The sequence below is a fragment of the Streptomyces sp. NBC_01426 genome (genome assembly GCF_036231985.1).
Classification (GTDB): domain Bacteria; phylum Actinomycetota; class Actinomycetes; order Streptomycetales; family Streptomycetaceae; genus Streptomyces.
Map to the genome: position 1 here is coordinate 6,873,666 of NZ_CP109500.1, position 12,624 is coordinate 6,886,289.

Annotated in this window: 12 protein-coding genes; 9 read left to right on the forward strand and 3 right to left on the reverse strand. The window is 71.7% G+C overall.

The window, feature by feature from the left end:
* Window positions 1-371 precede the first annotated feature (371 nt).
* From OG906_RS30695 to OG906_RS30725, 7 genes are all read left to right on the forward strand, one after another.
* Window positions 372-1,937 (forward strand): sensor histidine kinase, encoded by a 1,566-nt coding sequence (locus tag OG906_RS30695; RefSeq protein ID WP_329447329.1) that lies wholly within the window; start codon window positions 372-374, stop codon window positions 1,935-1,937.
* Complete coding sequence (locus tag OG906_RS30700) at window positions 1,934-2,335, forward strand: roadblock/LC7 domain-containing protein (protein ID WP_053680690.1); 402 nt, start codon at window positions 1,934-1,936, stop codon at window positions 2,333-2,335. Before OG906_RS30695 ends, OG906_RS30700 begins: the two co-directional genes overlap by 4 nt.
* A complete protein-coding gene (locus OG906_RS30705) occupies window positions 2,332-2,685 on the forward strand; it encodes a DUF742 domain-containing protein (RefSeq protein ID WP_053680688.1) in 354 nt (117 codons plus the stop codon). The genes OG906_RS30700 and OG906_RS30705 overlap by 4 nt, the downstream gene beginning before the upstream one ends.
* Window positions 2,666-3,295, forward strand: coding sequence for a GTP-binding protein (locus OG906_RS30710; RefSeq protein WP_267798224.1), 630 nt, complete (start codon window positions 2,666-2,668; stop codon window positions 3,293-3,295). The genes OG906_RS30705 and OG906_RS30710 overlap by 20 nt, the downstream gene beginning before the upstream one ends.
* The gene (locus OG906_RS30715; protein WP_329447330.1) at window positions 3,292-4,530 is read left to right on the forward strand and encodes a cytochrome P450; all 1,239 of its coding nucleotides are present in this window, start codon (window positions 3,292-3,294) and stop codon (window positions 4,528-4,530) included. The genes OG906_RS30710 and OG906_RS30715 overlap by 4 nt, the downstream gene beginning before the upstream one ends.
* Entirely contained in the window at window positions 4,527-5,762 is a 1,236-nt protein-coding gene (locus OG906_RS30720) for a cytochrome P450 family protein (protein ID WP_329447331.1), read from the forward strand. Before OG906_RS30715 ends, OG906_RS30720 begins: the two co-directional genes overlap by 4 nt.
* 96 nt (window positions 5,763-5,858) lie before the next feature.
* A complete protein-coding gene (locus OG906_RS30725; RefSeq protein ID WP_267798230.1) occupies window positions 5,859-6,590 on the forward strand; it encodes a DUF7873 family protein in 732 nt (243 codons plus the stop codon).
* A gap of 408 nt (window positions 6,591-6,998) precedes the next feature.
* Here OG906_RS30725 and OG906_RS30730 read toward each other — a convergent pair whose 3' ends face one another.
* The 3 genes from OG906_RS30730 to OG906_RS30740 all read right to left on the reverse strand — a co-directional run bounded on the left by OG906_RS30730 (window position 6,999) and on the right by OG906_RS30740 (window position 9,414).
* Window positions 6,999-7,730: an anti-sigma factor family protein gene (locus OG906_RS30730; protein ID WP_267798232.1), complete on the reverse strand. Its 732-nt coding sequence runs from the start codon at window positions 7,728-7,730 to the stop codon at window positions 6,999-7,001.
* Complete coding sequence (locus OG906_RS30735) at window positions 7,727-8,329, reverse strand: sigma-70 family RNA polymerase sigma factor (protein WP_053680675.1); 603 nt, start codon at window positions 8,327-8,329, stop codon at window positions 7,727-7,729. The genes OG906_RS30730 and OG906_RS30735 overlap by 4 nt, the downstream gene beginning before the upstream one ends.
* A gap of 101 nt (window positions 8,330-8,430) precedes the next feature.
* On the reverse strand, window positions 8,431-9,414 hold the full coding sequence (locus OG906_RS30740; protein WP_329447332.1) for a DUF1996 domain-containing protein: 984 nt from the start codon (window positions 9,412-9,414) through the stop codon (window positions 8,431-8,433).
* A 138-nt stretch (window positions 9,415-9,552) separates the two neighbouring features.
* On the opposite strand from OG906_RS30740, the gene OG906_RS30745 reads away from it, so the two are divergent.
* The gene (locus tag OG906_RS30745) at window positions 9,553-10,284 is read left to right on the forward strand and encodes a DUF1838 family protein (protein ID WP_329447333.1); all 732 of its coding nucleotides are present in this window, start codon (window positions 9,553-9,555) and stop codon (window positions 10,282-10,284) included.
* Window positions 10,285-10,677: 393 nt separating this feature from the next.
* Window positions 10,678-12,495 (forward strand): S8 family peptidase, encoded by a 1,818-nt coding sequence (locus OG906_RS30750; protein WP_329447334.1) that lies wholly within the window; start codon window positions 10,678-10,680, stop codon window positions 12,493-12,495.
* Window positions 12,496-12,624 lie beyond the last annotated feature (129 nt).

Below are 12,624 nucleotides of genomic sequence, written 5' to 3' on the forward strand. Positions count from 1 at the left end.
GTCGCAATGTGATGATCGTCCCGCAGGGTGCCATTCTTCGGATCCGATGCGGGAACGAACCGTCACGGTGCGCAGGCGCGCGGTCCACTGACGGTACGGGAGGGCCCGGTGCCGTGGCAGGAGAAGGGGAGCGGCGGCGCACCGCCGGGGACGGCGCGGGGGCGTGCCGCACGGGGGTTCGTTGCCCGAGGGGACGAATCGTGACCGAGAACAATCGGGGCGAAATCGCAACACAGGGGAATCTATCGCCCGTTACGCAGGGTGATAGTGGTCAAGGGCTATCCAAAGTGATCAACAGTTCTCCTATAGTTACGCCTAGTTGCCACAGGAACCCTCTCTTCCATTTTCGCCCCGGTTTGAGGCTTTGATTGATGACGGCGTCGCCTTCCCCCCTGCGCCCCTCCCTGCTCGCCCTCCTCGTCACCGTGGCGGCGTCGGGAACGCTCTGCACGGCGGCGGTGGCCGCGGCCCCCACCACCGTCCAGGTCCCCCTCGCCTGGTTCTCCGTCACCGGCGTGCTCCTGCTGGCGGTTTCGGCGTTCGCGGTGACCTGGTACAGCCACACCGCGCGACTCCTGCGCGCCCGGCTCTCCGGGCTCAACGCCGAAGTCCTCGCCCGTGACGGCCACATCGCCCGGCTGACCGCCGACGCGAACCGCGACGCCGCCGCCCACACCGCCGAACGCGGCCGCGTCAACCAGGCCCACGCCGCGGAGTTGGAACGGCTGACGCGCGCGCACTCCGCCGAACTCGACAACGTCACCGCCGCCCAACTCGTCTCCCGCGAGAAGCTCGGCGCCGAGCTGCGGCGCGCCGAGTCCGGACGGGCCGCGGCCATGGCGGCCGCCGCCAACGCCGCCGGTCGCATGCAGGCCCTCGCCACCGGCATGCTGGCCGACCTGCGGGACATGGAGCACCGGCACGCCGACGAGGACGTCCTCGGCGACCTCCTCCACCTCGACCACCGCACGGCGCAGGCCGGCCGCCTCGCCGACTCGATCGCCGTCCTCACCGGAGCGCGCTCCGGGCGCCGCTGGGCGAAGCCGATCGTCATGGAGTCGATCCTGCGCGGCGCCATGGGCCGGATCGGCGGCTACCAACGGGTCCGCCTGCACTCCACCAGCGACGCGGCCATCGCCGGACACGCCGCCGAGGGCGTCATGCACGCCCTCGCCGAACTCCTCGACAACGCCGCGAACTTCTCGCCGCCCACCGCCGAGGTCCACGTGTACGTGGAAGAGGTCCCCTCCGGGATCATCATCACCGTCGAGGACAGCGGCCTCGTCATGAGCGAGGTGCAGCTGCGCCGCGCCGAACAGGCCGTGACCGCCGAGTCGCTGGACCTGGCCGGGCTCTCCGGAACCCGCCTCGGCCTCGCCGTCGTCGGCCGCCTCGCCCGCAAGCACGGCCTGACGGTGTCCTTCCGGCCCTCCGCACGCGGCGGCACCGGCGCCCTGATGATGCTCCCCCAGGACCTGATCAGCAGCACCCGGAACGAGACCGCGCCCGCCACACCGGCCGCGACCACGACGTCCACCACCGAACCCGACGCGCACGACCGGCCCCCGGCCGACGCCGAAGCCACCGGGCCCACGGACGTCGGGCGCGCGAAGGACCGTACGGACAGCGAGAGCGCCACCCCGGTCGCCGCGCGCACCGCCGATCCGCACGACGCCGCGCACGACCCCGCGCCCGCCGGGGAGTCCCCGAGCCCCGGTGACACCGCACTGCCCCGACGGCGACGCGGCAGGACGCTCGCCGCGGCCCACCCCGAAGGGCCCGACCCCGCGGCCGCTCCGGCCCCCGCCAAGGCGGCGCCCACCGGTGCCTCCCGGTCGGCCGCCCGCTTCGGCAGCTTCCGACAGGCCGTACGCGGCGCGTCGGCGGCGCCGTCGACCGCAGAGAACCCCCCGCACCCGGAAGGCAACACGGAATGACCGGCTCCACCACCGACGAGACGCTCAACTGGCTCCTGGAAGGGCTCCTGGAACGCACTCCGGGCGCCCGACACGCGCTCGTGCTCTCCCGCGACGGCCTGAAGCTGTGCCGCACGCCCGAGCTGTCCGTCGACCAGGCCGACCAGCTCGCCGCGATCTCCGCAGGCATCCAGAGCCTCTCGCACGGCGCGTCCATCGAGTTCGGCGACGGCACCGGCGGTGTCCGGTCCGCCATGACCGAGTTCTACGGCGGGATCCTCTTCATCGTCGAGGCCGGCGAGGGCGCCCACCTCGCGCTCGTCGCCGCCGAGGACGCGGATGCCGGACTCGTCGGCCACAACATGTCCGAGCTGGTGGAGCAGTTGAGCGAACATCTGATCGCCAGGCCCCGGGGATGAGCCGCGGCAGGCCGGGCCGGGACGACTCCCCGGACCGGCTCTACACCCTCACCGGTGGCCGCAGCCGCTCCGGTTCGGACGCCTTCGACCTGGTGACCCTGATCGTCGCCGAATGCGACCCGGTGCCCGGCATGCAGTCGGAGCACGCGGCCATCCTGAGGATGTGCCCGTACCCGACGGCCGTCGTGGAGATCGCCGCCGAGCTGGGCCTTCCGGTGTCCATCGTCCGGATCCTGCTCGCCGACCTGCTGGGCACCGGGCGGATCAGCGCCCGGCACCCCCGGTCGACGTACCGCCTTCCCGACCTCGACATCCTGGAGCAGGTGCTCGTTGGACTCCGCAATCTCTGACGCGTCCCCCGAACCGCGACAGCCCCGCCAGACCCTCGACAGCACCGCCGACAACGGCCTGAAGATCGTCATCGTCGGCGGTTTCGGCGTCGGCAAGACCACGATGGTCCGCTCGGTCAGCGAGATCCGTCCGCTGAACACCGAGGAGACGATGACCAAGGCCGGCGAGGCCGTCGACGACACCGCCGGCATCGCCGCCAAGACGGCCACCACCGTCGCCTTCGACTTCGGCCGCATCACCCTCGACGCGCGCAACGTGCTCTACCTGTTCGGCGCCCCCGGCCAGGAGCGGTTCTGGTTCCTGTGGGACCGGCTCTTCTCCGGCACCCTCGGCGCCGTCGTCCTCGTCGACACCCGCCGGCTCGCGGACTCCTGGTACGCCATCGACCGACTCGAACACCACGGCACGCCCTTCGTGGTGGCCTGCAACGACTTCGGTGGCCCCGCCCACACCCCCGAGGACATCAGAGAGGCCCTCGACCTGCCGGACGAGGTGCCGCTCGTGTTCTGCGACGCCCGCTCCCGCGAGTCCAGCAAGCACGTCCTGATCTCCCTCGTACAACACCTTCAGACGGCCGTCATGGCCAAGACCCCGGAGCCCGCCCCGTGACCACCCCCGACGCCCGCGAGCCGCAGCCCGTCTACCTCGGCGGGCCCCGGTTCCAGACCGACCCCGTCGAGCTGTACCGCGAGATGCGGCGCGACCACGGCTCCGTGGCACCGGTCGTGCTCGACGGCGACGTACCGGCCTGGCTGGTCCTCGGCTACCGCGAGCTGCACCAGGTCACCAGTGACCCGCAGCTCTTCTCCCGGGACTCCGAACTGTGGAACCAGTGGGACCGCATCCCCGCCGACTGGCCGCTGCTCCCGATGATCGGCCGCAAGCAGCCCTCCATCCTCTACACCGTGGGCGAACGCCACCGCGAGCGCGCGGCCGTGATCTCCGACGCCCTGGAGTCCGTCGACCCCTTCGAACTCAAGGGCCACGCCGAGCGGTTCGCCGACGAGCTGATCGACCGGCTCTGCGGCAAGGGGTCGTGCGACATCGTCGGCGAGTACGCGATGCTGCTGCCCCTGCGCGTCCTCGCCCGCATCTACGGGTTCTCCGACGCACAGGGCCCCGGCCTCGTCACCGCCATGAACGACATGATCAACGGGCGGGAGGGCGCCCTGGAGGGCCAACGCCACCTGGGCGAGTCCATGTACGCGCTGCTCGCCGCGAAGTCCGCCGCGCCCGGCCCCGACGTGGCCTCCCGGATGCTCGCCAACCAGGCCGGCTTCACCCTGGACGAGATCGCCCAGGACCTGATGGTGATGATGGCCGCCGGCCACCAGCCCACCGCCGACTGGATCGGCAACACCCTGCGCCTGATGCTCACCGACGACCGGTTCGCCGCCTCCCTCGCGGGCGGCCGGCACAGCGTCGGCGAAGCCATGAACGAGGTCCTCTGGGAGGACACCCCCACCCAGAACGTGGCCGGCCGCTGGGCCTCCAGGGACACCCACCTCGGAGGCCGGCGCATCGCGGCGGGCGACATGCTCCTGCTGGGCCTGGCCGCCGCCAACTCCGACCCGCACGTACGCACCGACGCTGGCGCCCTCACCGGCGGCAACAACGCCTTCTTCTCCTTCGGCCACGGGGAACACCGCTGCCCCTTCCCGGCCCAGGAGGTCGCCGAGGCCATCGCGCGGACCGGCATCGAGGTGCTCCTCGACCGGCTCCCCGACGTGGACCTCGCCGTGCCCGCGACCGATCTCGCCCGGCGTCCGTCGCCCTGGCTGCGCGGACTGTCCGCACTCCCCGTGACCTACACACCGACCCCCGCCCTTGGAGCCCTCCGATGACGTGCCCGATCGACCACGCCGGCCCCGCCGCCATCACGCTCGACCCCTTCGTCACCGACCTCGCCGCCGAGAGCGCCGCGCTGCGCGCCGCCGGCCCGCTCGTACGCGTCGTCCTGCCCGGCGGTGTCGGCGTATACGCGGTCACGCACCACGCCGAGGCCCGAAAACTCCTCACCGACGCCAGAGTGGTCAAGGACATCAACGTGTGGGGGGCCTGGCAGCGCGGCGAGATCCCCCTGGACTGGCCGCTGATCGGCCTCGCCAACCCCGGCCGTTCCATGCTCACCGTCGACGGCGACGAGCACCGGCGGCTGCGCACGCTGGTCGCCCAGGCACTCACGGTCCGCCGGGTGGAGAAGCTCCGCACCGGCATAGAGGTCCTCACCACGGGCATGCTCGACCGGCTGGCCGCACGGCCCGCGGGGGAGACGGTCGACCTGAAGGCGGAGTTCGCCTACCCGCTCCCGATGAACGTCATCAGCGAGCTGATGGGCGTCGAGGCCGCCGAACACCCGCGCCTCAAGGCGCTGTTCGAGAAGTTCTTCTCCACCCAGACGCTGCCCGAGGAAGTCCCCCAGATGATGGCGGACCTCGGCGCGCTCTTCTCCCGCATCGTCGAGTCCAAGCGCGAGAACCCCGGCGACGACCTCACCAGCGCCCTGATCGCCGCCTCGCAGGACGGCGACCACCTCAGCACCGAGGAGATCACCAACACCCTCCAGCTGATGGTCGCCGCCGGCCACGAGACCACGATCAGCCTGATCGTCAACGCGGTCGTCGCCCTGGAAACCCACCCCGAGCAGCGCGCCCTCGTCCTCAAGGGCGAGGTGCCGTGGGAGAACGTCATCGAGGAGACCCTGCGCTGGTCCACCCCCACCTCGCACGTCCTGATCCGCTTCGCGAGCGAGGACGTCGAGGTGGGCGACCGGATCCTGCCCAAGGGCGAGGGCCTGATCGTCTCCTTCGGCGCCCTCGGCCGTGACGAGGCCCAACACGGCGACACGGCAGGCCTGTTCGACATCACCCGCACCCCGAATCGGCACATCTCCTTCGGCCACGGGCCGCACGTCTGCCCCGGCGCCGCGCTCTCCCGGCTGGAGGCCCTGGTGGCCCTCCCCGCCCTGTACGCCCGCTTCCCCGACCTGAGCCTGGCCGTCGCGGCCGAGGAACTGCGCAACAAGCCGATCCTCACCCAGAACGACCTCTTCGACCTCCCGGTCCACCTGGCCTGACCGACGCCCCGACACGCCCCGACGCCCCGCCCCCGACCGCACGGGGGCGGGGAAACACGCGTGCGCCCGCGACGAGGCCGCTGCTAGGTTGATCACGTGCCGAAGCTGAATCAGATAATCGCCGTGGAAAAGGGCGTCAAGTCCAAGTCGCTCCAGGAACTGACGCAAGCCCACCAGGACGTCCAGAAGCCCGCCTTGATGGCCGGCATCTCGCGGACGTACCAGCCCAAGGACGAAGAGGGCGAGCAACTGCCCCCGGAGTCCACCCGCGTCCAGCTCAAGGCCGAGGACGTGCTGCGCGCGACCGCCGGTACCCTCACGCGACTGTTCGACGTGACGGCGACCAAGGACTGGGCGAACCGCACCGCGGCGGCGGACGTCGTCGTCGACGGCCAGGTCCTGCTGCCCCAGGTCCCCGTCCCGTACCTGCTGTTCCTGGAGAAGCAACTCACGGACCTGCACACCTTCGTGCGCAAGCTCCCCGTGCTGGACGCGTCGGAGTCCTGGAACCTGGACCCCTCGACGGACTCCTGGAAGACGGACCCGGTGCGCACCATCCGCACGAAGAAGGTCCCGCGCAACCACGTGAAGGCCGAGGCCACGGAGAAGCACCCGGCGCAGGTCGAGGTGTACTACGAGGACGTGCCGGTCGGCTACTGGACCACCGTGAAGTTCTCCGGAGCCCTTCCCGCGCGGCGCGTGAACGAGCTCCTCGACCGGGTCGAGAAGATCCAGCAGGCGGTCAAGTTCGCCCGCGAGGAGGCCAACAGCGCCGACGTCACGGACCAACGGGTCGGCGACGCGGTGTTCGGCTACCTCTTCAGGTAGCCTCGAAAACGCCCCCCGTGCGAGCGAGGGGGTGCGCTGAAGAGCGCAAGCTGAAACTGAATGTCGAAGCTGAACACGGGGTGTCAGTCGGGGGTTCGAATCCCTCTCCCCGCACCACGTGCGGGGGTGGCCCAAGCCGGTAGAGGCGGCCCCATGAATCTCAGATTCTCGCTCCAGTCTCAGTATTCGCCGCCGAACACCGGATCGACCGGGCGCGGGCGATCATCGACGGATGGGGGTTCAAGTCCCCCCGGCGCCTCTGCCGCGGCGCTGTAGTTCAAAGGCAGAACACGTCGATCTCAAAATGATCCGCGGTCCTTAAACGCCGCCGGTGTGCGCAAATGGGTGGCAAGCAGGAGCCCGGGAGCTGGATATGCTCCCGGGCTCCGTCACGCGCGCCCGTCCCCGCTACGCCTTCGCGGGCACGGGTACCGACACGTAGGCCTTGCCCGACTCGTTCTCGACCAGGATCTCCTTCACGTCCGCCGGGTCGACGGCCGCCGAGCCGTCCAATGCGGCCCCCTTGCCCTCGCCGTGCTCCGCCGAGCCCACGACCCAACCGCCCGCGATGGTCCGCTTGCCGTTCCGGGAGACCACGATCAACCGGCACCGCTCACCCGCCGGGATGTCCGCCACGGCCGCGTGCACCCGCACCCACTGGGGAGCCGGCGTGACCCGTACGGTCATCCGCGCACCCGTGAGCCGATCCGTCGCGGAAGCCACCCGGGTCCCGGGCGGCGGCGGTGACGGCGTCGCCGACACGGTCGGGGACGGCACCGGAGGCACCGCCTGCACCTGACCCGGGCCCGACTGGGTCCCGGCCCAGAACACGGCGGCCAGCGAGGCTGCCGCGGCCAGCCCGGCCAGTCCCACACGGCGCCGGGACGCCGAGGCCCGCTCGTTGCGCACCTGCCGCAGCGTGCGCTGCAGCAACAGATCGCCGCCCTGGGGCGGTCCCTCCAGGAACGCCTCCTCGGGCACCTCGCCGAGCGCGGCTTCCATCTCGCGCAACGCGGTCACCTCCTCCCGGCACTGCACGCAGTCGCCGATGTGCTCCTCGACGCGTCGCACGTCCTGTTCGTCCAGGACTCCGAGAACATAGGGGCCGAGCAGTTCCTCCTCGTGCCGCTGCCGGTTCATGCCACCACCTCCCGCAATCCGCCGGGCTGCTGGGGCGGCCTGCCCGATCTTCTGTCCCTGTTGCCGTCCCTGGTGCCGTCCATGAAGGCTTCGCGCAAGGCCTTGAGGGCGTAGTGCGCGCGTGATTTGACCGTTCCCGCCGGAATCCCGAGGCGATCGGCCGCCTCGGCGACGCTGAGCTGTCGGTAGTACAACTCCGTCAGCACGTCCCGGTGTTCCGGAGTCAGCTGGTCGAGGGCTCCCAGTACGGTCATCGCGTTCACGACCGAATCGGCGTGATCCGCCTCGACCGGGGGAGCGGCCGCCGATCCGGAGACCTCCGGCGGACGCGCCGCCTTGGCCCGGAACCGGTCGGTGACGATGTTGCGCGCCACCGTGAGCAGCCAGCCGCGCACCGATCCCTTCCCGTTGACCAGGACCTCGGAGTGCCGCCAGGCCCGTATCAGGGTCTCCTGGACCACGTCCTCGGCGGCCGCCCGGTCCCCGGTCAGCCGGGTGGCGTACGCGAGCAGGGCATGGCCGTGCTCCTCGTACACCGACTTGATCAGTGCCTCATCGGTCGAGCCCCGCCGAGTGCGGGGCCACAGTGGTCCGGCCATCTCACCCTCTCCGTCTTCCGTGCTTCGCGTGGTGCGGTCGGAACACGCCGCCCGGCGCGATCGGGTTCATGTGACCTGCGTCACCCATGCCGCCCCGTGGGTCACATCCGGCACGTGCGCCCCGTGTTCACGCAGTCGACGACCGCCCGCATCCGGCCCTCGGTCATCACGTTCACGAACATCGCGTGGTCCGTCTTCGGGCTGTGCAGCTGTTCCGGGAAGGAGTCCAACGCGATCGGCGCGCCGGCCGGCACCTCGTAGGCGAGCGAGACGCGCAACTGCGGCACCGGGAAGGCTCCCTGCGGGCACACCCCGTTGTCCGCCGGGAACACCAGGTGCGAACGGTGCCCGGGGCTCTCGGTGTCCAGGCCGTTCCAGCAACTCGGGAAGACCAGCGTCCGGGTCAGCCGCTCGCCCGCCGGGCAGCGCGGATAGCGGGTGGTGGACCGGTCGGGCGAACCGGAGCAGCCCCAACGCGCCCGGACGTCGGCGTCGTCGGCCGCCGTGTACGCGACCGCGTCGCCGGTCACCGCGCGCAGGAACCGGGGCATCGGCACGACATCGCTCACGGGGTTGCCGCGGAACTCCACGCCCACCGTCGTCTCCGGCAGGATCTCACCGGCGTTCCCGTGCCCCGCGGAGCCCTCGTGGCCGTCCGTGCCCGCACGGTCCGTGCGGCGCAGCACGGGCCAGTAGTACGTCGACCGGTCGCCGCCCGTACAACTCGTGGGGGCCGCGGCCAGGGAGGCGTCGGTGGACATGGCGTCCGTGGACAGGTTTCCCACGTACGCGTGCGTGTGGTGCGCGCCCGCGCGCAAGCCGGGCGAGACCACCAGGTTGTCCTCGTTGTAGTGGTGTTCCCGGTTGCGCCCGCAATCGACCACCACCGACCCGGTGGAGGCCCCGGGACCCGCCGCCGGCGGCGCCGGCGCGGGCGCCACGTCGCGCATGTCGACGAAGCCCTCCGCGCCGACGCCCGCGTCCCGCGGCCCGGCGGCCCGTGAGGCCCCGAGCGCGGCAGCGGTCAGCCCGCCGCCCAACACCAGGCAGACCAGCAGCACGAGCAGGCGGTTTTCGTTCCCCATGGCGGTCACCGTTGCCGCTGTCCACCGCCCCCGTCAACCTGGCGACCGTACCGTGGTCCCCCCGACGCCCCGGGACCCCGTCCGGATCGAACCCCGGGTCCTTGCCGGGGCCGACCGGGACCGCGCAGAGTACCCCTCATGACTCCCACGGAACTCCTCCGGGCCCTCGCCCGCACCCGCGCCTCGCTCGACGGCGAGGAGGTCACCTTCTGGTGGACCGGCGACGTCCACGCGTGGGCCCCCGGGGAGCCGTACCGGCGACTCTTCGGCTTCGAGGGCGTCAACGTGGCCCGCCTCGTCGAGGAGGAGGGGGGCTACCAACTCCTGACCCGGGAGGCCGCCTTCTACCTCGACCCGCAGAGCCGCGAGATCCTGGACACCTGGCAGGGCAAACCGGTGGTCCACGTGTGGAACGATCCGGCCAATCAGAGGTGGCGTCCCTTCCCGGTCCCCATGACCGAGCTCGGCGACCAGGTCTGCTTCAGCCTGGAGATCCCGCTGGCCTACCCGTCGCCGCTGCCCGTCGAGCAGTACCCCGCCCAGTCGGCCGACGACACCTACCGGGCGCTGGAACTGTTCCAGTTCTTCGCCCCCGCGTCCGTCCTCACCACCGACGCGCCCGGCGTCCCCGCCACCATGTCCTGGACCCGCATGTCCCCGTGGCTGCCCTGGATGGAACAGGGCCAGCGCCCCGGCGGCCTCACCTTCCACTGTCGTGGCCGCAAGCTCGCCTCCTACGCCGAGGTCCCCGAACGCACCCGCGCCCACATCGCCGCCCACCACCCGGAATACGCCCACGCCCCGGAGAAGTGGACCGAGCCGAACGAGACGAGCTGGACCTACTTCCGCCGGCTCAACCCGCCCGCGTAGTCCGTCTCCGGGCCGTCCGCGCGACCCACCCGCATCACCCGTCCCCGTCGGGCCCCCGCGGGGCCCCCTCGGCCCCCTCGCAGGGGCCCGACAAGGGTTTTCCCCGTATCGCGTTCATCCCCGCGTTGCCTACTGTCTGCCCACCGGCGATCTTCCCCACCTCGAACTGCCCCCGCACCCACCCCACATGGTGCGAAGCCGTCCGCAGGCCGGGCCGATCGTCGGCGCACCGCCGTCGCCCTGCCCCGCCGTCGCGGCCGGGCGACGCGGCGCTGCGGTGTCCGGGACGGGTCTGACCAGCCCGTCCCCGATCCGCGGCCGCCGGTTCACCTCCCACACAGTTCAGACCGGCCGCTCCGGCCTGCCCGGAAACGGCCCGCGAAAGGGAACACCGTGCACGCAACCAGACGTCGGCTCATATCCGTGGCGGCCATCTCCGTCACCCTCCTGGCGGGCTCCGCCACCGCCTCGGTGGCCCTGACCGGCACCTCGGACCCCGCCGCCACCCTCCCGGCCGCCGCGGCCCCCGTCGGGGCCCCCGGCGCGGCGCCGGTCGAGAACCTCATCGTCGGATACAAGTCGACTGCCAGCGAGGCCAGTTCGAACTCCGCCGCCGCCGACGACGCCGCCGCCAAGGGGAAGAAGGCCGGCAAGAAGGCGACCTTCGACCGTCGCCTCGGCACCGGCGCCGCCCTCGTCAACCTCGGAGGCGCCACCGCGCCCGCCGCGGCCGCCGACGTGATCGCCCAGTTCCGCGCCGACCCCGACGTCGCCTACGTCGAGCCGGACTCCCGCGCCTACGCGCTGGCCACCCCGAACGACACCGAGTACGCCAAGCAGTGGGACCTCTTCGAGCCCACCGCCGGCATGAACGTGCCCGCCGCCTGGGACAAGACCACCGGCTCCGGCGTCACCGTCGCCGTGATCGACACCGGTTACGTGGCCCACTCCGACGTCGCGTCGAACATCGTCGCCGGCTACGACTTCATCACCAGCTCCTCCGCGGCCCGCGACGGCAACGGCCGCGACAACAACCCCGCCGACCAGGGAGACTGGAGCGGCGCCGGCGAGTGCGGCACCGGTTCCAAGGCCAGTGACTCCTCCTGGCACGGCACCCACGTCGCGGGCACCATCGCCGCGGCCACCAACAACTCCAAGGGCGTCGCGGGCATCGCCTACAACGCCAAGATCCAGCCCGTCCGCGTGCTCGGCAAGTGCGGCGGCGCCACCTCGGACATCGTCGACGCCATCACCTGGGCCTCGGGCGGCTCCGTCCCCGGCGTCCCGGCGAACGCCACCCCCGCCAAGGTCATCAACATGAGCCTCGGCGGCTCGGGCACCTGTGGCACCAGCTACCAGAACGCCATCAACGCGGCCGTCAACCGCGGCACCACCGTCGTGGTCGCCGCCGGCAACAGCAACGCGGACGCGGCCGGCTTCACGCCCGCCAGCTGCAACAACGTGATCAACGTGGCCGCCAGCAACCGCACCGGCGACCGCTCCTTCTACTCCAACTTCGGCACGATCATCGACATCGCCGCCCCGGGCGGTGAGACCCGTCGCGCCACCGACACGCCCGGCACCGTCACCACCCCCGAGAACGGCATCCTCTCCACGCTCAACGGTGGCACCACCACCCCGGGCGCCGAGATCTACAAGCCGTACCAGGGCACCAGCATGGCCGCCCCGCACGTCGCGGGTCTCGCCGCGCTGCTGGCCGCCGCCAAGCCCTCGCTGACCCCGGCGCAGATCGAGACGGCCATCAAGACCAACGCCCGCCCGCTCGCCGGCACCTGCACCGGCGGCTGCGGCGCCGGTCTCGCCGACGCGGCCGCGACCGTGAACGCCGTCACCTCCACGCCCACCACCCCGACCTTCGAGAACACCACCGACGTCGCGATCCCGGACAACGGCGGCGCCGTCTCGTCCTCGATCGCCGTCACGGGCCGCACCGGCAACGCCCCGGCCGCGCTCAAGGTCTCGGTCGACATCAAGCACACCTACCGCGGTGACCTCGTCATCGACCTGGTCGCCCCGAACGGCACCGTCAAGCGACTGAAGGGCTCCTCGAGCGACAGCACCGCCAACCTGGTCACCACCTACACCGTCGACGCCTCCGCCCTGCCCGCCAACGGCACCTGGCAGCTGAAGGTCCAGGACGTGGCCGCCTCCGACACCGGCTACATCAACTCCTGGAGCCTCGGCTTCTGAGCCCACCCGGCACCCGGTCCCCGAACCGGCCGACGCGGCGATCGGGAGCCCCCCAACTCCCGCCTGACGGGCCGATAGTACGGACCAACCGCACCCAGCGGACCTGCCGGTACCACTCGTACCGGCAGG

Excerpts from the sequence above, each read along its gene's own strand:
- OG906_RS30700 (WP_053680690.1), top strand. The coding sequence starts at position 1,934 with ATGACCGGCTCCACCACCGACGAGACGCTCAACTGGCTCCTGGAAGGG.
- OG906_RS30720 (WP_329447331.1), top strand. The coding sequence starts at position 4,527 with ATGACGTGCCCGATCGACCACGCCGGCCCCGCCGCCATCACGCTCGAC.
- OG906_RS30730 (WP_267798232.1), bottom strand. The coding sequence starts at position 7,730 with ATGAACCGGCAGCGGCACGAGGAGGAACTGCTCGGCCCCTATGTTCTC.
- OG906_RS30695 (WP_329447329.1), top strand. The coding sequence starts at position 372 with ATGACGGCGTCGCCTTCCCCCCTGCGCCCCTCCCTGCTCGCCCTCCTC.
- OG906_RS30735 (WP_053680675.1), bottom strand. The coding sequence starts at position 8,329 with ATGGCCGGACCACTGTGGCCCCGCACTCGGCGGGGCTCGACCGATGAG.
- OG906_RS30745 (WP_329447333.1), top strand. The coding sequence starts at position 9,553 with ATGACTCCCACGGAACTCCTCCGGGCCCTCGCCCGCACCCGCGCCTCG.
- OG906_RS30705 (WP_053680688.1), top strand. The coding sequence starts at position 2,332 with ATGAGCCGCGGCAGGCCGGGCCGGGACGACTCCCCGGACCGGCTCTAC.
- OG906_RS30740 (WP_329447332.1), bottom strand. The coding sequence starts at position 9,414 with ATGGGGAACGAAAACCGCCTGCTCGTGCTGCTGGTCTGCCTGGTGTTG.